17 protein-coding genes are annotated in these 20,937 nt (G+C 71.8%); 5 read left to right on the plus strand and 12 right to left on the minus strand.

All coding sequences use genetic code 11. The annotated features are described in order from the left end of the window. Positions 1-86 precede the first annotated feature (86 nt). From ABZY91_RS16055 to ABZY91_RS16065, 3 genes are all read right to left on the minus strand, one after another. Positions 87-992 carry an HAD family hydrolase gene (locus ABZY91_RS16055; protein ID WP_355402860.1) on the minus strand — a complete coding sequence of 302 codons (906 nt, stop codon included), beginning with the start codon at positions 990-992 and terminating at the stop codon, positions 87-89. Positions 993-996: 4 nt separating this feature from the next. Further along, positions 997-3,597: a phosphoribosyltransferase gene (locus ABZY91_RS16060; RefSeq protein WP_355402862.1), complete on the minus strand. Its 2,601-nt coding sequence runs from the start codon at positions 3,595-3,597 to the stop codon at positions 997-999. Positions 3,598-3,830: 233 nt separating this feature from the next. Further along, on the minus strand, positions 3,831-5,042 hold the full coding sequence (locus ABZY91_RS16065) for an HpcH/HpaI aldolase/citrate lyase family protein (protein ID WP_355402864.1): 1,212 nt from the start codon (positions 5,040-5,042) through the stop codon (positions 3,831-3,833). A 343-nt stretch (positions 5,043-5,385) separates the two neighbouring features. Here ABZY91_RS16065 and ABZY91_RS16070 point away from each other — a divergent pair, with 343 nt between their 5' ends. After that, on the plus strand, positions 5,386-6,519 hold the full coding sequence (locus ABZY91_RS16070; RefSeq protein WP_355402866.1) for a TerD family protein: 1,134 nt from the start codon (positions 5,386-5,388) through the stop codon (positions 6,517-6,519). 186 nt (positions 6,520-6,705) lie between these two features. On the opposite strand, the gene ABZY91_RS16075 is transcribed toward ABZY91_RS16070, so the two are convergent. Then, a complete protein-coding gene (locus tag ABZY91_RS16075) occupies positions 6,706-7,446 on the minus strand; it encodes a Tellurium resistance (RefSeq protein WP_355402868.1) in 741 nt (246 codons plus the stop codon). Positions 7,447-8,163: 717 nt separating this feature from the next. Here ABZY91_RS16075 and ABZY91_RS16080 point away from each other — a divergent pair. Then, positions 8,164-9,303 carry a DUF2637 domain-containing protein gene (locus tag ABZY91_RS16080; RefSeq protein ID WP_355402870.1) on the plus strand — a complete coding sequence of 380 codons (1,140 nt, stop codon included), beginning with the start codon at positions 8,164-8,166 and terminating at the stop codon, positions 9,301-9,303. A 112-nt stretch (positions 9,304-9,415) separates the two neighbouring features. On the opposite strand, the gene ABZY91_RS16085 is transcribed toward ABZY91_RS16080, so the two are convergent. The 5 genes from ABZY91_RS16085 to ABZY91_RS16105 all read right to left on the minus strand — a co-directional run bounded on the left by ABZY91_RS16085 (position 9,416) and on the right by ABZY91_RS16105 (position 13,560). Further along, positions 9,416-10,537 carry a DUF475 domain-containing protein gene (locus ABZY91_RS16085; protein WP_329878961.1) on the minus strand — a complete coding sequence of 374 codons (1,122 nt, stop codon included), beginning with the start codon at positions 10,535-10,537 and terminating at the stop codon, positions 9,416-9,418. 88 nt (positions 10,538-10,625) lie between these two features. Then, positions 10,626-11,201, minus strand: coding sequence for a TerD family protein (locus tag ABZY91_RS16090; RefSeq protein ID WP_329878962.1), 576 nt, complete (start codon positions 11,199-11,201; stop codon positions 10,626-10,628). Positions 11,202-11,521: 320 nt separating this feature from the next. Then, the gene (locus tag ABZY91_RS16095; protein WP_329878963.1) at positions 11,522-12,097 is read right to left on the minus strand and encodes a TerD family protein; all 576 of its coding nucleotides are present in this window, start codon (positions 12,095-12,097) and stop codon (positions 11,522-11,524) included. A 335-nt stretch (positions 12,098-12,432) separates the two neighbouring features. Continuing rightward, positions 12,433-12,891 (minus strand): peroxiredoxin, encoded by a 459-nt coding sequence (locus tag ABZY91_RS16100; RefSeq protein WP_355402872.1) that lies wholly within the window; start codon positions 12,889-12,891, stop codon positions 12,433-12,435. A 231-nt stretch (positions 12,892-13,122) separates the two neighbouring features. Beyond that, entirely contained in the window at positions 13,123-13,560 is a 438-nt protein-coding gene (locus ABZY91_RS16105; RefSeq protein WP_329878965.1) for a DUF3052 domain-containing protein, read from the minus strand. 516 nt (positions 13,561-14,076) lie between these two features. Between ABZY91_RS16105 and aceE the strand changes: the two genes are divergently transcribed. From aceE to ABZY91_RS16120, 3 genes are all read left to right on the plus strand, one after another. Continuing rightward, positions 14,077-16,827 (plus strand): pyruvate dehydrogenase (acetyl-transferring), homodimeric type, encoded by a 2,751-nt coding sequence (gene aceE, locus ABZY91_RS16110; protein ID WP_329878966.1) that lies wholly within the window; start codon positions 14,077-14,079, stop codon positions 16,825-16,827. 156 nt (positions 16,828-16,983) lie between these two features. Beyond that, entirely contained in the window at positions 16,984-17,424 is a 441-nt protein-coding gene (locus ABZY91_RS16115; protein ID WP_329878967.1) for a nitroreductase family deazaflavin-dependent oxidoreductase, read from the plus strand. Between the two features lie 84 nt (positions 17,425-17,508). Continuing rightward, on the plus strand, positions 17,509-18,276 hold the full coding sequence (locus tag ABZY91_RS16120; RefSeq protein WP_355402874.1) for a hypothetical protein: 768 nt from the start codon (positions 17,509-17,511) through the stop codon (positions 18,274-18,276). A gap of 68 nt (positions 18,277-18,344) precedes the next feature. Here the strand turns inward: ABZY91_RS16120 and ABZY91_RS16125 are convergent, their stop codons facing one another. From ABZY91_RS16125 to ABZY91_RS16135, 3 genes are all read right to left on the minus strand, one after another. After that, positions 18,345-18,803 carry a DNA-binding protein gene (locus ABZY91_RS16125; RefSeq protein ID WP_329951547.1) on the minus strand — a complete coding sequence of 153 codons (459 nt, stop codon included), beginning with the start codon at positions 18,801-18,803 and terminating at the stop codon, positions 18,345-18,347. Beyond that, entirely contained in the window at positions 18,785-19,033 is a 249-nt protein-coding gene (locus ABZY91_RS16130; protein WP_329878970.1) for a hypothetical protein, read from the minus strand. Before ABZY91_RS16130 ends, ABZY91_RS16125 begins: the two co-directional genes overlap by 19 nt. Before the next feature lie 119 nt (positions 19,034-19,152). Beyond that, a complete protein-coding gene (locus ABZY91_RS16135; RefSeq protein WP_355402876.1) occupies positions 19,153-20,754 on the minus strand; it encodes an MFS transporter in 1,602 nt (533 codons plus the stop codon). Positions 20,755-20,937: the final 183 nt, after the last annotated feature.

Here is a 20,937-nt window from a genome sequence, read left to right on the forward strand (position 1 = left end):
GAACACCGCCTCTGACGCGCCCGGCGCCCCGGCGGCCCCTACGGTCGTAGGGGCCGCCGGGCCACCGGGCCGCCGGGGCGCCTCCGCTAGCGGACGGCGACCGGGACGAGGTCGTCCGCCTCGCCCCGGACGCGGGCCAGGAACCGTCGGACGATCTCCTCGCCGGCGGCCACCCCGACCTCGTCGAGGGCGGTGACACCGGGGGCCGTCCAACCGCTGTCGGCCAGCTCGCCGTGCCCGGGGCGCCAGGCGGCGTCGGCGGCGAGCAGCAGGTCGGCGTCCAGCAGGGAGTCACCGGCGGCGAGCACGGCGGGCCCGCCGTCCACACCGTCCACGCCGTCGACACCGGCCCGGCGCCGGACCTCGGCCAGGGCGGCGCTCTTGCTCAGCGGCACCGGCACCGCGTACACCTTGCGGCCCTGGAGCGAGACGCTCCAGCCGCGCTCGGCACACCAGCCGGTGAGCTCTTCCAGCCAGCCGACCGGCAGCTCGGCCCGCTCGACCACCAGGTACGCGAAGAGCTCGTCGGCGACCCGGCGCTTGTGCGTCCACTCCGGGTCGGCGCAGAGGGCCAGGTGCTCGACCACCTCGGCCAGCGGCGCCGCCCCGGCGGCCAGCCGGCCGGCCATCTCGGCCTCCCAGTCCTCGTCCGGCACGCCGTCGACGAGCAGCCGTCCGCCGTTGCTGCAGATCGCGTACGACGGGACCCAACCGGGCGTCGGGCCGGGCAGGTTGACCCGCTCGTACTGGGCCCGGGTGCGGGTGGTGGCGGGGACGAACAGGGCCTCCTGGGCCAGCTCCACCAGCAGTGCGGCGGCCTGCTCGGTCATGAAGGAGAGCGCCTTGCCGTCGTGCACCTCGACGGAGAGCAGGCGTGGCGCGAGCCGGTCGGGCACGTCCAGGGCGAGGGCGCGGTTGGAGTAGATCAGGGTGCGGTCGAGGTCGCTCGCGACCAGGAAGCCGCGGGGCAGCGAACCACGGGGGCTGCTCATCGGTTCAGGACTCCTTCACCAGGACGGCCGTGCCGGAGGCGCCGGTCGCTCCCCGGCTGTAGCGGGGGTGGATCAGGCCGACGCACGAGTACGGCAGGTCGTCGACCTCCTCGACGGGGACGCCGCGCTGGGCGGCGAGCAGGCGGACGTGGTCGAGGTCCGCGCCTGCGCCGCGGCGGGCCAGGACCCGCCAGGGGACGCGGCGCAGCATGACCCGGGTGGTCTCGCCGACGCCGGGCTTGACGAGGTTGATGTCGTCGATGCCGTACTCGGCGCTGATCCGTTCGACGGCGGCCCAGCCGGCCCAGTCGGGCGTGCGGTCCGCGGCGCGGTCGGTGTCGAGGAACCGGCCGGCCGCGGCGACGGCCTCGGCCCGGACGGCGTCGAAGTGGTCGGCGACGGTGTCCAGGAAGGCACCCGAGACGTCGGCGCCGGCCAGGTCGGTGTAGTGCTTGGCGCCGTGGAAGTCGTCCGGGCCGATCAGGTCGGTGCGCAGTACGGTGCGCGAGACGAGGCCGGAGACGGTCGAGTTGAGGCAGGCGGAGGGGATCAGGAAGTCGTCCCGGGTGCCGAAGGTGCGCACGCAGCGGCCGGGGTCGGCGAGGACGGCCAGCCCGGAGTCGAAGCCGCTGCCCGCCAGGGCCTCGTCGAGTTCGCGGGTGATCGCGCCCTTGCCGGTCCAGCCGTCGACGAAGACCACGTCGGAGGCCCGGTGGTGGGCGGCCAGGTACCGCAGGGCGACCGGGTCGATGCCGCGGCCCCGGACGATGGAGACGGCGTAGTGCGGGGCTTCGACGCCGTGTCCGGCGGCCAGCCAGCGGCGGATCAGGACGCCGACGGGCGTCCCGGCGCGGGCCAGGGAGGCGAGCACCAGACCCCGGCCGCGTTCGGCGACGAGCGTCTCGGCGACGGTGCCGACGGCGAGCGCGATCCGCCGGGCGGAGACCCGCAGCGCCTGGTGGAACAGCTCCTGGTACTCGGGGCTCGGCTGGTACTCGACCGGCAGTGACTCTGCGTAGTGGGCCCCGCCGCTCTGCACGGCCTCCTCCCGCTCCTCGGTGGGCGCCTCCAGCGCGACGCCGGAGAGGTCCTTGAGCAGCCAGGCCACCTCGTCGGCGCGGTAGGAGGAGAACGCCGGACCGTACAGCGGGCGCGGCAGCCGGGACTCCGGGGCGCCCGCCAGAGCACCCGCCACCGTGCAGCCCTCCGCCGCGCCGCCCTCCGCCGTGTCGCCCGGCCGGTGCGTGGGCAGGACGGCGAGCACCACCCGGTCGGTGACCCGTCGCAGCTGGCCGATCAGGGCGCGCTCGCCCTCGTGCAGTGCGGGGGTGTCGGCGACGTCGTCGACCACCAGGACGACGGTGGCGAAGCGGCGGGCCGGGTCGGCGCCGGGGGCGACGTTGTAGGCGTACCGCTCGCGCGAGGCGTCGTCGGCGGGGTCGTCGTGGGCGGGGAAGGCGAGCCGGGTGCGGATGGCGTAGCCGGGGTCGTCGACCGCGAGGACGGGCGAGCGGGTGGTGGTGGAGAAGTGGACCCGCCCGGCGCCGCCGGGGAGCCGTTCGGCGAGGGCGCCGGCCAGCCGCAGCGGCGTGTACATCAGCTCCTCGAAGCCGAGCACCAGCACCCGCCCGCCGCCGTCACCGGACGCACCGGCGCTGTCACCGTCACCGGACGCACCGGCGCTGTCACCGTCACCGGACCCACCGCCGTCGGACGCGCCGCCGCCGTCACCGGCCACGACGGCCGCCAGCTGCCGGCCCAGCTCCGGGAGCGCGGCGTCGAACCGGGCCCGGTGCTCGCGGGTGAAGCCGTGCCGGCCGCCCTCCGGCAGGCCGGCCGGCCAGGCGAGCTCGGCGCGGACCAGCGGGGCCGCGGGGGCGGGCGGCGGCTCGGGCGCCGGTCCGGCGTCGGCGATCAGCCGCTCGGCGCGGTCCAGGATGTCCTCGGGGAGCTCGACGCCGCCGCCGGCCAGGGCCACCAGGTCGAGCCGGGCACCGAGTTCGGCGGCGACGGAGGCGAGCCGCTGCCGGTCGGCGGCACCCCGCAGGTCGACCAGCGCGACCACCACGTAGTGGTCGCGCCGGTGGTGGGCGTGGAGCGCGCGGATGGTGTTGAGCGCGGTGGTGCCGGTGGAGAACTCGTCGTCCACCAGCACCAGCGGCCCGTCCCCGGCGAGCAACCGGGGGTCGGTGGGCAGCAGCAGGTGGGAGGTGGCGTGCGAGTGTTCCTCCTCGAAGCCGCCGACCGGATCGACGCCGGGCACCGGGCGGCGGGTGGAGTGCAGGTAGGGGGCGTCCAGGCCGTCGGCGACGCTGTGGCCGAGGCCCGTGGCGGTCTCGGCGTAGCCGAGCACGACGGCGCGCGCCGCGGCCTCGTCGCCGAGCAGCTCGCGGACCCGGCGGCCGAGGTCGAGCCCGGCGCCGTGGACCACGGCGGGAAGCTGCGGGACGTGCTTGCCGAGCACGGTGGAGACCAGCAGATGGGCCCGCTTGCGGTTCTCCCGCAGGGCGAGGCCGACCAGTTCGGGGAGCCGCTCGGAGCCGGTCAGGCCGACACCGGCCCGTTCGGCCACCCATCGGCCGGTCCACTCCTGCGGTGCTGCCACGAGACGTCCTGTCACTACGGGTCCTGCTTTCGGTGGTGCGGTTCACATCTGGACGAACGGCGACGGACTACGACGGACTACAGCGATCTAAGACGTTCTACGACGCTCCGCGACGCTCCACGAACGAGCAACGACGGACACCCGGGACGCGCCCCGGGGGCGAGCCGCCGCCGGAACGGGCGCGCACGACGGACGGGCCGCCCGAAGACGGCCCCGGCCCCGGGCGGCGGTCCTCACCGGCAGAGGCAGGCCGAGAGCAGCTCCGCGAAGCTGACGTCCTCCCGGGCCACGCCGAACACCTCCGCCCGAAGCAGCACCCGCTCGGCCCAGGCCCGGTGGGGCTTGGCCTCGTTCATCTTGTTGGTGTACGCCGAGCGCATCACCCCGCCCCCGCCGCGCTCCTGGTCGAGGATGTCCCGGGCGTCGCTGTACTCCTCGTGCGTGACCACCGAGAGGGCGTGCACGGCGGGCACGTGGCTGGGGTGGATGCAGGTCTTGCCGAGCAGGCCGTTGGCGCGGTCGAGCTCGATCTCGCGGATCAGCCCGTCGAGGTCGTGCTCGATGATCCGCTGCCGCACCGCCACCCCGGAGGGCTCGGCCTCGACGAACGGGGTGCGGCGCAACTGCGGCTTGAACATCCGTTCCTGGACGGGGAAGTACTCCCAGACCGGGCCGGTGACGGTGAACCCGGTGCCGTCGGCCCGGCCGAGCACGTTGACCACGTCCCCGATCACGGCGGCGACCAGGGCCACGTCGTACGCGGTCAGGTCGGGCGAGCGGCGCAGGCCGTACGCGGAGCAGAGGTCGGTGACTCCGAGCCGGACGGCGAGGACGCGCTCGCGGTACTTGTCGAGGAGCCGGGCTATGCCGAACAGCTGCTCCCGGCGGGTCTCCAGGTGGGCCAGTTCGGGCGACTCCAGGACCGGCATGGCGAACAGCCGCCGGCCGGTGGTCGCCTCGGCGGCGGCGAGCGCCTCCAGGAAGTCCCCGCCGGTCTCCTCGGTGAACTTCGGCAGGACGAATCCGGTGAGCAGGCCGACGGCCGGGCCGAGTCGGCCGACGAGGTCGGTGATCTGGGCGGGGGTTCGCACCCTGATGAAGAGGAGGGGCAGATCATGTGCGCAATCCGTGGAGATTTCACGGCCCGAAGCGGCCGCGGACACCTCCTCGAAGAGCTCCCCGAACCGGGCCACCAGGTTCGCCTCGGCGGCCGGCACCTCGTGGTCGGCGATCGCGTCCTCCAGGCAGAGGACCATCGAGACGACGCCCTGCGCGGCCTGCTTGCGGATGTCGGTCCGCAGCGTCGGCCGGGTCGCCGGACTGTAGAGCGTGGCGCCGAGTGCGGTCGCCAGGACGGCCGCGTCACTGTCCGGGGTGAACACCCTCGGCGATTCGAGAAAGAGCCGGTCGCGTACGTCGTCCGCGAGGTGGCCGAAGTGGCGCAAGGTGCTCTCCTCAGGGTTCGGCCGCCGGTCCGGCGGATGCGAGAACAGAACGCGGGACGGGACACGGGAGCAGTGGGCGGGGCGGTGCCGACACCCGGATGAACCGGCCCGGCAGCCGCGATGGTTCCCGGACGGGAACCGGCCCGATCCCCCTTGACCGGACCTCCGGACCCCTCGATCGTCCATCGTACGGACGCCGCCCGGTCGAATGCACTTCCGAAACATCGAATTCTCGGAAGGTTACCTTCCGCTTCACAAAGCGCAAGCGTTGGCAAAGTCCCACCGATCCGCCACCTCCGGTCACGTTGTCCGAAGGGGTGGCGAACAGGCAGGATGGTCGGCTATGACGCACGTGATGGCCAAGGGCGCCAACATCGCACTGCCGGTGGCGGCGGTCCGCGCCGTGCTGCGCTGGAGCGCCACGCCCGGTGCGCCGGACGTGGACGCCTCCGCACTCCTGCTCGGTACCGACGGCAAGGTCCGTTCGGACGCCGACTTCGTCTTCTACAACCAGCCGCGCCACCCGTCCGGCCTGGTGCGCCACCTGCCCAAGCAGCAGACCTCGGGCGGCACCGAGATCGCGGACACCGTCGAGGCCGACCTCGGCAAGCTGCCCGCCGAGGTCGAGCGGGTGGTGCTCGCCGGCTCCTCCGAGGGCGGGTCGTTCCGCTCGGTGAGCGGGCTGCGCCTGCTGCTCTTCGACGCGGGCGCCGGTGAGGGCGCGACCGCCATCGCCGAGTTCGCCATGGCCGACGGCGACGAGGTCACGGCGCTCGTCGCGGGCGAGCTGTACCGCCGGGGCGGCGTCTGGAAGTTCCGCGCCGTCGGGCAGGGCTACTCCACCGGGCTGATCGGTCTGGCCACCGACTTCGGCATCACCGTCGAGGACGAGGGCGACACCCAGGCCCCGGCCGGCGCGCCGGCGGCGGCCTCCCAGCCGCCCTCCCCGGTCGCCCCCGCCGTCGACCCGCGCGCCGCGCTGCCCGACCCCCGCCCTGCCCCGCGCCCCGAACCGGGCACGTTCACGCTGGCTCCCGCCGTGCCGCAGCCGTCGGCCGCAGCCGCTTCGGCGCCCACCGGCGTCCCGGCGAACACGCCCCCTCCGCCGGTCGCCCCGCCCACGGTGCCGCCGACGGCCCCGCCCGCCCCGACGGCGCCCCCGGCGCAGCAGCCGGGCGGTTACGGCTACCCGCAGCAGGCGGGCGGCTACGGCTACCCCCAGCCCGCCCAGCGCCCGGGGTACGGCTATCCGCAGCAGCAGCCGTACCCGCAGCAGCAGGCCGCCGGGTACGGCTACCCGCAGCAGGCCCAGCCCCCGCAGCAGGGCGGCTACGGCTACCCGCAGCCCAACACCGGCGCTCCGCAGTCCCAGCAGCAGCCGGCCCAGCAACAGCCTACCCAGCAGCCGGTGCAGCCGCAGGCCGCCCCCGAGGAGTTCGCGCTGCCGCCGCAGGGCCCGCAGTTCCAGCCCCGCTGACCCACCCCCCGCACGAGCACCCCGCCGCGCAACCACCCCGCCCGACCGCCGCACCGCCCGACCGCCGCACCGCGGCATCCGTCCGGCCGACCGGCAGGCCGCCCGCCCGACCGCCGCAGCACACCGGCTGCGGCGTCCGGGAGCGCACGGGCCCTCCAGGCGCCGCCCTACCGACCCCCGCGCCCCTCAGTCCGCCGTCGCCGACCCCTTGTACCCGCGCTGCCACTGCATCCCGAAGCCGTACAGCCGGTCGATGTCGGCCTGGAACCCGTTGACGTACCGCACCTCGCGGCGGACCGTCAGCGTATTGTCCCCGGTGTTCTCGATCAGCACCACCGCGCACGACCGCGCCGCCGAGGCCCGCTCCTCCAAGTGGATCTCGATCCGCGGCCCGGACTGCGGCACGATCGTCACCACCGCGTTGGCCTGTTCGAACGCCGGCGTGCCGTCGTAGATGTAGACGAAGATCAGCAGCCGCTTGAACTGGTCCTTCTTCTCCAGGTTGACGTACAGCGTCTCGCCGGACGGCGCCCCGTACTGGTCGTCGCCGCTGAGCTTGACGAACGGCGGGTGCTGGAGGTCCCCGAAGTAGCCGCCCAGCGGCTGCACCACGCCCCGGCTGCCGTCGGTCAGCTCGTACATGCAGGCCAGGTCGAGGTCCACGTTGACCTGCGTGTTCTGCGCCGTGTCCGGCTCCATCGGGCGGAGGATGCGCGGGTTCAGGAGCCTCCGGAGGGCGTCCCGGCCGGACGCCCGCGAAGCTCCTATCCGGGTGGTCCAGTGCAGGTTGACGTAGAGGTAGCCGGTGGTGGCAGCCGCACCGGTGATCGCGTGGTTCGGCTGCGACTTGGTGAGGGTGATCTTGTACTGCCCGCTCGTGTCGAGGCTGTTCCGCTCCCCGCGCAGGTACTCCCAAATCGAGGCCATGCCGTCCTCCCCCAGCCCCGTCAGTCGATCTGACGGGCCGCCGCTCCATGATCGGGCATCAGCCCGCCCCCGGGTACCTGAACTCCCTACCCACCGCCGGTTACCGGACACCGTCCGGACAGCGACCGGACGCCACCCGGACCCCGCCGGCCCGGCACCGGGCAGCCCACCGCCGCCGCGTCACCTCCCGTGGCCCGCAGCCGCCCCCACAGCCACCCCGAAGCCCCTTCGTGCACCATCGAGACAGCCCCCGGACCGCCCCCGGTCCGGCCCCCGACCGACTTCCGGGCCACCTCCCGAAACATCCTCCGACGCACATTCCGCCGCACTTTCCGAGGCACCTCCCGACGCACCCCGACCACCTTCCGCAACGCCTTCCGAACCACCTCCGCAGCCTCCACCGGGGCGCACGACCGGCCGTCACCCGGCGCTCCACGGCACGCCGAGGCACCACCGGAACGGCGTCCGACGGCCGCCGGAGGGCCACCCGACGGGCACCGGCGGGTCGATTGGCGGGGCGAAGCCACCCTCCCGTACCATGCGGCCACTTCGGACGCGATATCGTCTAGCCGCACAGGTGTCCCGCCCGTCCCTGCCCGGGCACGGCGGACGCCCGTCGACAACGACGCACCGTCAGGCCCGGTCCCGGGGACGAGCCCTGACCGCCTGTGTCGCACCGTGACCTGTCCCCTGCGGAAACCTGAGGCCCGACCCGCAATGAACCTGACCTCCATACAGCTGGTCTGGACCGTCATCGGCGGCGCAGCCCTGCTGTTCACAGCCATCCTGGTGGCGACGCTGCGCTTCAAGAACAACACCAAGAAGCAGGACTCGGGCGACTCCTGGGAGCGCAGCGAGGAGCGCCGCCGGCGCAAGGAGATGATCTACGGGATCTCCTCCTACGTCCTGCTGTTCTGCTGCGCCGGCGTCGCGGCCGCGCTCTCCTTCCACGGCCTGGTCGGCTTCGGCAAGGAGAACCTCGGCCTGTCGAACGGGTGGGAGTACCTCGTCCCGTTCGGCCTCGACGGTGCCGCGATGTTCTGCTCGGTGCTCGCCGTCCGCGAGGCCAGCCACGGTGACGCGGCGCTCGGCTCGCGTCTGCTGGTCTGGGTGTTCGCGATCGCCTCGGCCTGGTTCAACTGGGTGCACGCCCCGCGCGGCATCTCCCACGACGGCGCCCCGGAGTTCTTCTCCGGCATGTCGATCTCGGCCGCGATCCTCTTCGACCGCGCGCTGAAGCAGACCCGCAAGGCCGCGCTGCGCGAGCAGGGCCTGGTGCCGCGCCCGCTGCCGCAGATCCGGATCGTCCGCTGGCTGCGCGCGCCCCGCGAGACCTACGCCGCCTGGTCGCTGATGCTGCTGGAGAACGTCCGCAGCCTGGACGAGGCCGTCGAGGAGGTGCGCGAGGAGCGCCAGGCGAAGCTGGACGCCAAGGTGCGTGCCCGCAGCGCCGACCGTCGCGAGCGCGCCGAGCTGAAGGCCATCTCCCGCCAGGGCGGGATGCTCTCCCGGGGCCGCAGTGGCCGTCAGGTTCCCGCGCTCGCCGCTGCCGGAGACGGCCCGAGCACTACGGAGCCTGCCCTAGCCGCCGAGGCAGACGCTCTCTCCAAGTCCACCTCCTCCGCGCTGGAGCCCGCCTCGCTGAGCTCCTTCGACACCGGCCGCCGGACGCGCGCCGCCGTCGGCTCCTCGGCCTCGGCGTCGACGTCGTCCTCCGCCTCGCTGTCCTCCTCGTCCTCCTCGTCCTCCTACCGCAGCTCGACCATCGACCTGACGGCGGACGACGACACCCTGTCGATGCCCAAGCTGGACTCGCTGGAGCGCAAGCTGCGCGCCATCGAGCAGCAGCTCGGCTGAGACACCGCACCCGAGGGCCTGAGGGCCCGAGCCCCGGCCCGGGGCCTGAAGCCCGAAACGCCGGAACGGCCGCCCCCACTCCAGGGGGGCGGCCGTTCCGGCGTTTCGCGGGCTACTTGCCCGTACTCACGAGTTCCCGTTCCCCGTCGCTCCCGCCCCCGTCGCTCCCGCCCCCGGCGGACTCGCGGCGGTTGCGCAGGATGGACGACCCCAGGGCGAGGCCGATGAAGGCGACACCGATCAGGCCGGTGACGATCTCCGGGATGTGGTACTCGATGCCGACCATCAGGATCACGGCCAGCGCGCCGATCGCGTAGTGCGCGCCGTGCTCCAGGTAGACGTAGTCGTCCAGGGTGCCCTTGCGGACCAGGAAGACGGTCAGCGAGCGGATGTACATCGCGCCGATACCGAGGCCCAGGGTGATCTGGAAGATGTCGCTGGAGATGGCGAACGCACCGACCACGCCGTCGAAGGAGAACGACGCGTCGAGCACCTCCAGGTACATGAAGAGGAAGAACGCGGCCCTGCCGCCCACCTGGACGATGGACTTGCCGCCCTTCTCGGCGGCCTCCTCCTTCTCGACCTCCTCCTCCAGGCCCGACTCGAAGACCGAGGAGAGCCCGTTGACGGAGAGGTAGGTGACCAGGCCGAGCACCCCGGCGAGCAGCACCGTCTCGGCGTGCTCCCCGGCGAAGAAGTTGGACGCCAGCAGCAGGGTGACCAGGGCGACGACGGTGGAGAAGGCCTCCAGCTTGCCGACCTTCTCCAGCGGACGCTCGATCCAGGCCAGCCAGTTGTAGTCCTTCTCCTCGAAGATGAAGTCGAGGAAGATCATCAGCAGGAAGACGCCACCGAAGGCCGCGATGGCCGGGTTGGCCATTTCCAGGTACTGGGCGTAGGTGTGGCCCTCGTAGGTCTTGTCACTGTGCAGCGCGAGGTCGATGACCGTCGCCGGGTTGAGGTGCGCGGTGAGACCGACGACCAGCAGCGGGAAGATCAGCCGCATACCGAAGACGGCGATCAGCACGCCGATGGTGAGGAAGATCTTCTGCCAGTACGGGTTCATCCGCTTCAACACCGTGGCGTTGACCACCGCGTTGTCGAACGAGAGGGAGATCTCCAGGATGGAGAGGATCAGCACGATGCCGAATCCCTCGGCTCCCCAGAGCAGGCCGGCGGCGATCAGGCCTGCGATGGTGATCGCGAATGACCAGCCGAATGTGCGGAGGAACACGGGACTTGGTTACCTTTCGGGTTCATGGCGTCAAGGACGTCGGGTACGTCCGACACGGCGAATGCGTCGAACGCGACGATCGCGGCCTTTACTGTACGTTTACGCCGAAATCGAGGGCAATGCCCCGCAGGCCCGAGGCGTAGCCCTGACCCACCGCGCGGAACTTCCACTCGCCGGCGTACCGGTACAGCTCACCGAAGATCATCGCGGTCTCGCTGGACGCGTCCTCGGAGAGGTCGTAGCGGGCGATCTCCTGCCCGTCCAGGGAGTTGACCACCCGGATGTAGGCGTTGCGCACCTGGCCGAAGTTCTGCAGGCGCGAGTCGGCGTCGTAGATCGAGACCGGGAAGACCACCTTGTCGATCTGCGGCGGCACGAGGTCCAGATTGACCAGCACGACCTCGTCGTCGCCGTCGCCGTCACCGGTGAGGTTGTCACCGGTGTGCTCGACCGAGCCCTCGGGGCTCTTCAGGTTGTTGTAGAAGACGAAGTACTCGTCACCGACCACCCGACCGCCCGAGCAGAGCAGCGCGCTCGCGTCGAGGTCGAACGGCGCGCCGGTCGTGGACCGGGCGTCCCAGCCGAGACCGATCTGCACCTGTGTCAGATTCGGCGCGGCCTTCGTGAGCGAGACATTCCCACCCTTGGCGAGCGTGACACTCATGACTTGTCGTTCCTCCCTTGCCTCCCGGGGCGCATCTCAGGTCTATTCCCCCGCGACCCCGGCCGGCCCCTTCCGGCCGGCTGAACTTTCCTGAACTCCCATCCTTCCAGTGCGGCGGACCGGTTCGAAGCCGGGGCGCACGAAGCAGTCCGCGCGGCACCGGACACGGAACGCGCGCGGCTCCGGGAACGGAACGCGCGCGGCTTCGGACACGGAACGGCCCCGAACGCGAACGGCCGGGGCGGCCGCCGGTGCCCTCGCACCCGCGGCCGCCCCGGCCTGCGCTGTCCCGTCGGGGCCGTCACCGGCCCCGCCCCGGCTCAGACGTTGACGCCGAAGTCCTGGGCGATCCCGCGCAGGCCGGAGGCGTAGCCCTGGCCGATGGCGCGGAACTTCCACTCGACGCCGTTGCGGTAGAGCTCGCCGAAGACCATCGCCGTCTCGGTGGAGGCGTCCTCGGAGAGGTCGTACCGGGCCAGCTCCTTGTTGTCCGCCTGGTTCACCACGCGGATGAAGGCGTTGCGGACCTGGCCGAAGTTCTGCGTACGGTTCTCGGCGTCGTAGATCGAGACCGGGAAGACGATCTTCTCCACGTCGGCCGGCACGGTGGCCAGGTTGACCTTGATCTGCTCGTCGTCGCCCTCGCCCTCACCGGTGAGGTTGTCACCGGTGTGCTCGACGGAGCCGTCGGGGCTCTTCAGGTTGTTGAAGAAGACGAAGTTGCCGTCCAGGCCGACCCTGCCCTGGTCGTTGCAGAGCAGCGCACTGGCGTCCAGGTCGAAATCCGTGCCCGTGGTGGTGCGGACGTCCCAGCCAAGGCCGACGATCACGGCGGTCAGGCCCGGGGCCTCCTTGGTGAGCGAGACATTGCCGCCCTTGCTCAGGCTGACACCCACTTGTCCTCCAAGAGTCGGGAGGCACGCCCTGGTGCCCCCGTGGTGCGGTTCAAGGCTCCGGGGCGATTCACCGCCGGGCCTCTGACCAGCCAACGGACCGATCGTAGTGCCGGGTTCCCGTCCGCGTGAGCGAACGGGTCCGACATGGCCACCGAACCGCATCCGAGTCCGGTCCGCATCGCACGCGAAGCGCACCCGAAGCGGACCGCATCCGCGCCCCGAACCGGACCGGAACCGCCCCGGCCCCGCCCGAACCGCGCCCCCGAACCGCGCCGCACCTGCACCGCACCCGCACCGTGGCCCCGTCCGGCCCCGTCCGGCCCCGTCCGAGGGGCTCAGAGCGCGCCGAGGACCTTCAGGTACTCCTGCTCGTCACGGGCGTCCGGCAGGCCGTTCACGACGCTCCAGCGGACGACGCCGGCCTTGTCGATCACGAAGGTGCCCCGGACGGCGCAGCCCTTCTCCTCGTCGAAGACGCCGTAGGCGCGCGAGACCTCGCCGTGCGGCCAGAAGTCGGAGAGCAGCGGGAAGTCCAGACCCTCCTGGTCGGCGAAGATCCGCTGGCTGAACGGCGAGTCGTTGGAGAGGCCGAGGACCTGCACCTCGTCGTTCTGCAGGCGCGGCAGCTCCTTCTGGATCGCGCAGACCTCGCCGGTGCAGACGCCGGTGAAGGCGAACGGGTAGAACACCAGGACGACGTTCTTCTCGCCCCGGAAGTCGGAGAGCCGGACCAGCTCGCCGTGCTGGTTCTTCAGCTCGAAGTCCGGAGCCTCGGTGCCGATCTCGATGGCCATGGTGGGACCTTTCTGACGCGAAGGGGCCGCGCCCCGCGGGCGCGACGAGCGCCATCCTCGCATTCGTCGGTACCGGTTCGGCCGGACGGGTGACGGCCGCGCCGTCCGGGGCCACCGCTTTCGCCCTGGGCGAACAACCTGCTGGTCAGGGCCTCCGGCCGGAACGCCAAAAGGACCGGGCCCCGCCGGAGGATGCTCCGGCGGGGCCCGGTCGGGCCCGTCAGGGGGTGCTCAGCGCTTGCCAGGCCTGGCCGTGGACTTGGTTGCCAGGCGGGTCGCCGCCCAGTCCTTGGCGACCGCGATCGAGCTGGTCTGGGAAAGGCCTGCGGTCTTGGCCGCGTCGGCGATGTCCGAGGCCTCGATGTGGCCGTCCCGACCGGTCTTCGGGGTCAACAGCCAGATCAGGCCGCCCTCGGCCAGGTATTCCAGGGCGTCGACGAGGGAGTCGGTGAGGTCCCCGTCGTCGTCGCGGTGCCACAGCAGGACGGCGTCGGCGACGTCGTCGTAGTCCTCGTCGACGAGATCCGTACCGGTGATCTCCTCGATGCCCTCTCGGAGATCCTGGTCAGTGTCTTCGTCGAACCCCAGCTCCTGGATGATCTGGCCCTCATCGAAGCCAAGACGAGCTGCCGGGTTGGACTTGTCCGCGGGGTCCGCGGTCGCGCTCACGGGAATAACCTCCAGTATTCGGCTCGGCATCCATGCCGAGGCTGTGGCCGTAGTCCACACGGGAGCGGCGGTTCGCGCAAGTACCCGACCCCCGATCCCCTCCAAAGGTTGACGTGTCGCATGGGGACACGCCGTGCGATGTGTCGGGAATCACACCGATTTGCCCTTCTCTGCGTAGGACAAGGATGCTTCGGGTGGTCCCGGTCCACAGGCCGTACGCACGCCCGAGATGCGAACGGCATTCGGGTCCGCGCGTGCGCGGGCGTAGAGTCTCCTGTTGGCCCTCACCCCGGCCGTCCGCCATCGGACGGACGGGCAACCAGGTCGGACCACCTCTTTTCGTAACACCCGGAGGCGCGCGGCCCGGACGATGCTGTCCGAACCGCACACCTCCAGACCGCTCCTTCTGTCAGGGAGAGCGGTTACCGATCGGTAGAGATGACGGATCTCCGAGCGCGGTAGCACGATGGAGGCGGCGCGACACACCTCAGTTTCGACCGACAGTGAAGGAACAGCGTGGCTTCCGGATCCGATCGCAACCCGATCATCATTGGCGGCCTTCCGAGTCAGGTCCCGGACTTCGATCCCGAGGAGACCGCGGAATGGCTGGAGTCGCTCGATGCGGCCATCGACGAGCGGGGGCGCGAGCGTGCGCGCTACCTGATGCTGCGGCTGATCGAGCGCGCCCGCGAGAAGCGTGTCGCCGTGCCCGAGATGCGCAGCACGGACTACGTCAACACCATCGCCACCAAGGACGAGCCGTTCTTCCCCGGTAACGAGGAGATCGAGCGCAAGATCCTCAACGCGACCCGCTGGAACGCCGCGGTGATGGTCTCCCGGGCGCAGCGCCCGGGCATCGGCGTCGGTGGCCACATCGCCACCTTCGCCTCCTCCGCGTCGCTCTACGACGTCGGCTTCAACTACTTCTTCCGCGGCAAGGACGCCGAGGGCGAGTCGGGCGACCAGATCTTCTTCCAGGGCCACGCCTCCCCCGGCATCTACGCCCGGGCGTTCCTGCTGGACCGGCTCACCGAGCAGCAGCTCGACGCCTTCCGCCAGGAGAAGTCGAAGGCCCCGTACGGCCTCTCCAGCTACCCGCACCCGCGGCTGATGCCGGACTTCTGGGAGTTCCCGACCGTCTCGATGGGCCTCGGCCCGCTCGGCGCGATCTACCAGGCCCGGATGAACCGCTACCTGGAGCACCGCGGGATCAAGGACACCTCCGACTCGCAGGTCTACGCCTTCCTCGGCGACGGCGAGATGGACGAGCCCGAGTCGCTCGGTCAGCTGTCCCTGGCCGCCCGCGAGGGCCTGGACAACCTGACCTTCGTGGTCAACTGCAACCTGCAGCGCCTCGACGGCCCGGTCCGCGGCAACGGCAAGATCATCCAGGAGCTGGAGTCGCAGTTCCGCGGTGCCGGCTGGAACGTGATCAAGCTCGTCTGGGACCGCAGCTGGGACCCGCTGCTCGCGCAGGACCGCGACGGCGTCCTGGTCAACAAGCTGAACACCACGGTGGACGGCCAGTTCCAGACCTACGCGACCGAGTCCGGCGCGTACATCCGCGACAGCTTCTTCGGCGGCGACCTGCGGCTGCGCAAGATGGTCGAGTCGATGACCGACCAGCAGATCCAGCACCTGGGCCGTGGCGGCCACGACCACCGCAAGATCTACGCGGCGTTCAAGGCGGCCCGCGAGCACAAGGGCCAGCCGACGGTCATCCTCGCCCAGACCGTCAAGGGCTGGACGCTGGGCCCCAACTTCGAGGGCCGCAACGCCACCCACCAGATGAAGAAGCTGACGGTCGAGGACCTGAAGCGCTTCCGCGACCGGCTGCACCTGCCGATCACCGACAAGCAGCTCGAAGAGGGCTACCCGCCCTACTACCACCCGGGCCGCGACTCCGAAGAGATCCAGTACATGCACGACCGCCGCCAGGAGCTGGGCGGCTACGTGCCGACCCGCAAGGTGCGGCCGCGCAAGCTGGAGCTGCCGGGCGACGACGCGTACAAGGCGGTCAAGAAGGGCTCGGGCAACCAGACCATCGCCACCACCATGGCGTTCGTCCGGGTGCTCAAGGACCTCATGCGGGACAAGGGCATCGGCAACCGCTTCGTGCCGATCGCGCCCGACGAGTACCGCACCTTCGGCATGGACTCGCTGTTCCCGTCGGCGAAGATCTACAACCCGCTGGGCCAGACCTACGAGTCGGTCGACCGCGACCTGCTGCTCGCGTACAAGGAGTCGCCGACCGGGCAGATGCTGCACGACGGCATCTCCGAGGCCGGCTGCACCGCCTCGCTGATCGCCGCGGGTTCGGCCTACGCCACCCACGGCGAGCCGCTGATCCCGGTGTACGTCTTCTACTCGATGTTCGGGTTCCAGCGCACCGGCGACCAGTTCTGGCAGATGGCCGACCAGCTGGCCCGCGGCTTCGTGATCGGCGCCACCGCCGGCCGCACCACCCTGACCGGTGAGGGCCTGCAGCACGCCGACGGCCACTCGCACCTGCTGGCCTCGACCAACCCCGGCGTCGTCGCGTACGACCCGGCGTACGGCTTCGAGATCGCGCACATCGTCCAGGACGGTCTTCGTCGGATGTACGGCTCCAGCGCCGAACACCCGAACGGCGAGGACGTGTTCTACTACATGACCGTCTACAACGAGCCGATCAAGATGCCGGCCGAGCCGGAGAACGTCGACGTCGACGGCATCCTCAAGGGTCTGCACCGGTACGCGCCCGGCACCGCCGGCCAGATCCCGGCCCAGATCCTCGCCTCCGGCGTGGCCGTGCCGTGGGCCCTGGAGGCCCAGCGCATCCTCGCCGAGGAGTGGAACGTCAAGGCCGACGTCTGGTCCGCGACCTCCTGGAACGAGCTGCGCCGCGACGCGGTGGAGGCCGAGGAGTTCAACCTGCTGCACCCCGAGGAGCAGCAGCGCGTCCCGTACGTGACCCAGAAGCTCCAGGGCGCCGAGGGCCCGTTCGTCGCCGTGTCCGACTGGATGCGCGCGGTGCCGGACCAGATCGCCCGCTGGGTTCCGGGCCAGTACCAGTCGCTGGGCGCCGACGGCTTCGGCTTCGCCGACACCCGTGGCGCGGCCCGTCGCTTCTTCCACATCGACGCGCAGTCGGTCGTGCTGAGCGTGCTCACCGAGCTCGCCAAGCAGGGCAAGGTCGACCGCAGCGCGCTGAAGGACGCGATCGACCGCTACCAGCTGCTGGACGTGGCGGCGGCGGACCCGGGCGCCGCCGGCGGCGAGGCCTGAGTGCCTGACCGGTCCTGAGGGGCCGGCCCTCCCCACCCGGGGAGGGCCGGCCCCTCACGCTTTCCGCGTGATGCCGGTCACATCCGCTTGAACCTCACACCGGTGTCAGCTCCTAGGCTCGTCACGACGAACCGGACCAGTCCAGGAGGGTCTCCGATGAACGCCGTCCACCCCGAGCCCGCCGCCGGCGGCAACGACTACAACCGCCAGGTGATCGACGAGTTCCGCACTTCGGCGGGTACGGTCGGCGGCGACTTCGCCGGCAAGAACCTGCTGCTGCTCACCACGCGCGGCCGGCAGAGCGGCGAGCCGCGCACCACCCCGCTGGTCTACCTGCGCGACGGCGGGCGGGTGGTCGTCTTCGCCCTGAACGGCGGCGCCCCCGCCGACCCGCTCTGGTACCGCAACCTCGCGGCCGCCCCCGAGGTCACGGTCGAACTCGGCGCCGACCGCTTCGCGGCGCACGCCGTCCCGGTCGATCCGGACGATCACGAGGACCTCTGGGCCCGGCAGATCTCCGTCGAACCGCTCTTCGCCGACTTCCGGGCCCGCACCAGCCGCACCGTCCCCCTGGTGGAGCTCCGCCCCGCCGCCTGAGTTCCGGCCCCGGCTCCCTCTTAACCTTCCCGAGAGTCCCGCTTAAGGTGGGACCGCGGGAGGCAAGGGGAGGGGGCCGGTTCCGTGCGCACACCGAGGACGGGGGCCTTCCCCCTCGCGGTCCTGGTCGGGCTGACGGCGGGGGGCCTGGTCTGGCAGCTCTTACCGACCCCGGACGAACTCGGGCGGCCGTCGGTGGCCCTGCCCGCCCCGGACCGGCCGCCGACCGGTCTGCTGCCCGTTCCCGTTCCCGTGCCCGTGCCTTCGCCGGCGCCCGCGCCCGGCCCCGGGTCCGTGCCCCTGCCGCAGGATCCGGCGGGCCCGGTGGTCCCGGTGGGCCCGGTGGAACAAGCGCCGGAACCGCCCGGGTCCGACGGGGCCGGCAAGTCCGCCTCGACCGCTGCGCCCACCCGCCCGCTGAGCGCGGGCCTCGCCGACGCGCCGGCCGCCGCAGCGACCGCGACGCCGCCCGCCGCCCTCCCGAACACCTCGCCGACCGCTCCGGCCCCGCAGGCGCCGCGGGTCCCCGCGGCACCGACCGCCCCTCCGGCACCCCCGCCGCCCCCGGAGGCCCCGGCCACGGAGCCCGACACCGGGGCCTCCGGTCCGGAGGAGGCGTTCACCGTCGGGTCCTCCCCCGGGGTTCCCCCGCCCGCGGCCGTCCTCCCCCCGCCCGCACCGGCCCCCGGGGGCGGCGGCCATCACCTGGCGCCCGCCCCGCCGTCACTCGCTCCCGGCATCGCGCAGGTGCCCGAGGGCCAGGCCGAGGAGGAGTACTGGCGCGCCCAGGAGGAGGTCTGGGCGAAGGCCGAGGAGGCCTGGCGCCAGGCCGAGGCCGAACCGCCCTCCTGACCCCCGCCCCGGACACCCGAGCGGCCCCGGACTCGACGGAGTCCGGGGCCGCTCGTCGAGGGACGACGTCAGACGGTGATCACACGCGGCTCGTCGAGTCCGTCCACCTGGCCGGCGGCCTGGCACAGCTTGGGGATGTGCGAGGCGTCCGAGGTCACCAGCCGCACCGGAGGCTCGGACAGCGCGGCGGTGGCCACCACGAGCGCGTCGACCAGGCACTCATGCCCGTCCAGTCCGGAGGTGTCGAGCAGTTCACCGGCCGCCTCGATCACCCGCTCCGACACCGGGGCGATCGTGTACCGGGCCAGGAGGAACCTCAGCCGGTCACCCACGCGCCCGGTTCGGCGAACCTCCAGTGGCGTGACGGCACTGACGACCACCGGGGCCGAGTCCCGCTCGGCCGCGCCGATCAGCGCGGCCACGCGACTGTCGCGCTCGGCGTCCAGCGAAAGCGCCTGGGCGTCGAGCACTACCGTCCCGCAACGGCGCGGGGAGGCCTTGGCCCTGGTCAGGCGCTGGCGGCCCATGCTTCCTCCGCCCATTGCCGGTCGGCGTCGGTGATGTGGCCGTGGGCCTCGTTGTCCTCCACGACCTCACGCAACTTGGCCATCGCCACCCAGTGTTCAAGAGCCTCCGCCACCACTGCGGAGAACCCGTTCCTGTCCGTGCGCTGTTCCACCTCGGCGGCGAGATCGGCCGGGAGCGAGATCGACCGTCTGACGGCGAGGGGCGTTTCCGGAGTCAGTTCAGCAACCATGGGCGAAGGGTAACACCGCGCGTGTCAATAACTCAAAGTGTTCATGTGATCGCATGTAGTACACGTAAGCGACCCCGGGCTCGACGGAGTCCGGGGTCGCTCGGGCGTGCGGGGGTGGGTCAGATGTGCACGGCGGGGCCGGCGTCGGTGGAGCCGCGGCGGGTCAGGAGGCCCAGGAGCGCGGCGGCGAAGGCGACCACGGCCGCGACCGCGAAGGCGAGCGACATGCCGCTGACGAACGAGTCGTGGACGGCGCCGGCCATCGCGTCGACCGCCTGCTGGGGGGTGCCGGCCGGAGCGGGCGGGGCGATGCCGAGCTGGGCGGCCTGGTTGAGGCCCTCGGACTGGGCGGGGTCGACCGGGGGCAGCCCCGCCTTCGCCCAGTTGCCCGGCAGCACGTCGGTGACCTTGGCGGCCATCAGCGCGCCCAGCACCGCGGTGCCGAGACTTCCGCCGACCTGCATCGCGGACTGCTGGAGACCGCCGGCCACGCCGGAGAGCTCCATCGGGGCGTTGCCGACGATGACCTCGGTGGCGCCCACCATGACCGGGCTGATGCCCAGGCCCATCAGGACGAACCAGAGCGCCATCGCACCGTTGCCGGAGCCCGCGTCCAGGGTGGACATGCCGATCATCGCGGTGGTGGTGATCAGCATGCCGGCCACGATCGGGATGCGCGGTCCGAGCTTGCCGATCGCCACGCCGGCCACCGGCGAACCGATGATCATCATGCCGGTCATCGGCAGCAGGTGGACGCCGGCCTCGACGGGCGACATGCCGTGCACGTTCTGCAGGTAGAAGGTGACGAAGAAGATCGCACCGAAGAACGCGAAGGCCATCAGCACCATCAGCAGGGTGCCGGCCGACAGCGGCAGCGAGCGGAACAGGCTGAGCGGGATCAGCGGCTCCCGGGCCACCCGCTGCCAGAGCGCGAACAGCGTCATCAGCACGACGGCGCCGCCCAGGAAGAGCACGGTGGAGAGGTCGCCCCAGCCCCACTCGGGGGCCTTGATGATGCCGAAGACCAGCGCGAACATCGCCACCGAGAGCAGCACGATGCCGGGGACGTCGAAGGACCTGGCGGCGTTCTCGGCGCGGACGTCCTTGAGGATCCACAGGCCGAGGGCCAGCGCGATCAGGCCGACCGGGATGTTGATGAAGAACACCGACTCCCAGTTGACGTGCTCGACCAGCAGGCCGCCGACGATCGGGCCGGCCGCGGTGGAGGCGCCGATCACCCCGCCCCAGATGCCGATGGCCATGTTGAGCTTCTCGGCCGGGAAGGCCCCGCGCAGCAGGCCGAGCGCGGCCGGCTGGAGCAGCGCGCCGAACAGGCCCTGGAGGACGCGGAAGGCGATCACCGTCTGGATGTTCCCGGCGAATCCGATCGCCGCCGAGGTGGCGGCGAAGCCGACCGCGCCGACCAGGAAGGTGTTCTTGTGGCCGAACCGGTCACCGATCTTGCCTGCGGTGATCAGGAAGACCGCGAGGGCGAGCAGGTAACCGCTGGTGACCCACTGGATCTCGGAGGGGGCGGCCTTGAGGTCGGCCTGGATCACCGGGTTGGCGATCGCCACGATGGTGCCGTCCAGGGCGACCATCATCACGCCGACGGCGACGGTGAGCAGGGTCAGCCAGGGGTGCCCCTGGAGGCCCTTCCCGGCGGACGGCACGGGCGGCGGCGCGTCGGCCTTCGTGCTCTTGACGGCGGACTGGCTCATCTGGGCCCTCCGTGGGCTGGCTGGGGGCGGACGTGGGCGTGGCGCCCCGGCCCAACCCGTCCCCACGAGTGCCCGGCCCGACGGACGCCACTCCGGCAGATTATGTCAGCGACTGACATTCGGCAAACACTGACTTCTGGCTTCGGCTGACATTTGTCAGACCGATAGAGTTGGGCTTTACAC

This window comes from Kitasatospora sp. NPDC002965 (assembly GCF_040611255.1).
Lineage (GTDB): Bacteria > Actinomycetota > Actinomycetes > Streptomycetales > Streptomycetaceae > Kitasatospora.

Bases quoted from the DNA above. Each gene is read 5' to 3' on its own strand.
- ABZY91_RS16125 (WP_329951547.1), bottom strand. From the start codon at position 18,803: ATGGGCCGCCAGCGCCTGACCAGGGCCAAGGCCTCCCCGCGCCGTTGC.
- ABZY91_RS16075 (WP_355402868.1), bottom strand. From the start codon at position 7,446: ATGGCCTCGATTTGGGAGTACCTGCGCGGGGAGCGGAACAGCCTCGAC.
- ABZY91_RS16080 (WP_355402870.1), top strand. From the start codon at position 8,164: ATGAACCTGACCTCCATACAGCTGGTCTGGACCGTCATCGGCGGCGCA.
- ABZY91_RS16130 (WP_329878970.1), bottom strand. From the start codon at position 19,033: ATGGTTGCTGAACTGACTCCGGAAACGCCCCTCGCCGTCAGACGGTCG.
- ABZY91_RS16100 (WP_355402872.1), bottom strand. From the start codon at position 12,891: ATGGCCATCGAGATCGGCACCGAGGCTCCGGACTTCGAGCTGAAGAAC.
- ABZY91_RS16135 (WP_355402876.1), bottom strand. From the start codon at position 20,754: ATGAGCCAGTCCGCCGTCAAGAGCACGAAGGCCGACGCGCCGCCGCCC.
- ABZY91_RS16090 (WP_329878962.1), bottom strand. From the start codon at position 11,201: ATGAGTGTCACGCTCGCCAAGGGTGGGAATGTCTCGCTCACGAAGGCC.
- ABZY91_RS16070 (WP_355402866.1), top strand. From the start codon at position 5,386: ATGACGCACGTGATGGCCAAGGGCGCCAACATCGCACTGCCGGTGGCG.
- ABZY91_RS16055 (WP_355402860.1), bottom strand. From the start codon at position 992: ATGAGCAGCCCCCGTGGTTCGCTGCCCCGCGGCTTCCTGGTCGCGAGC.
- ABZY91_RS16115 (WP_329878967.1), top strand. From the start codon at position 16,984: ATGAACGCCGTCCACCCCGAGCCCGCCGCCGGCGGCAACGACTACAAC.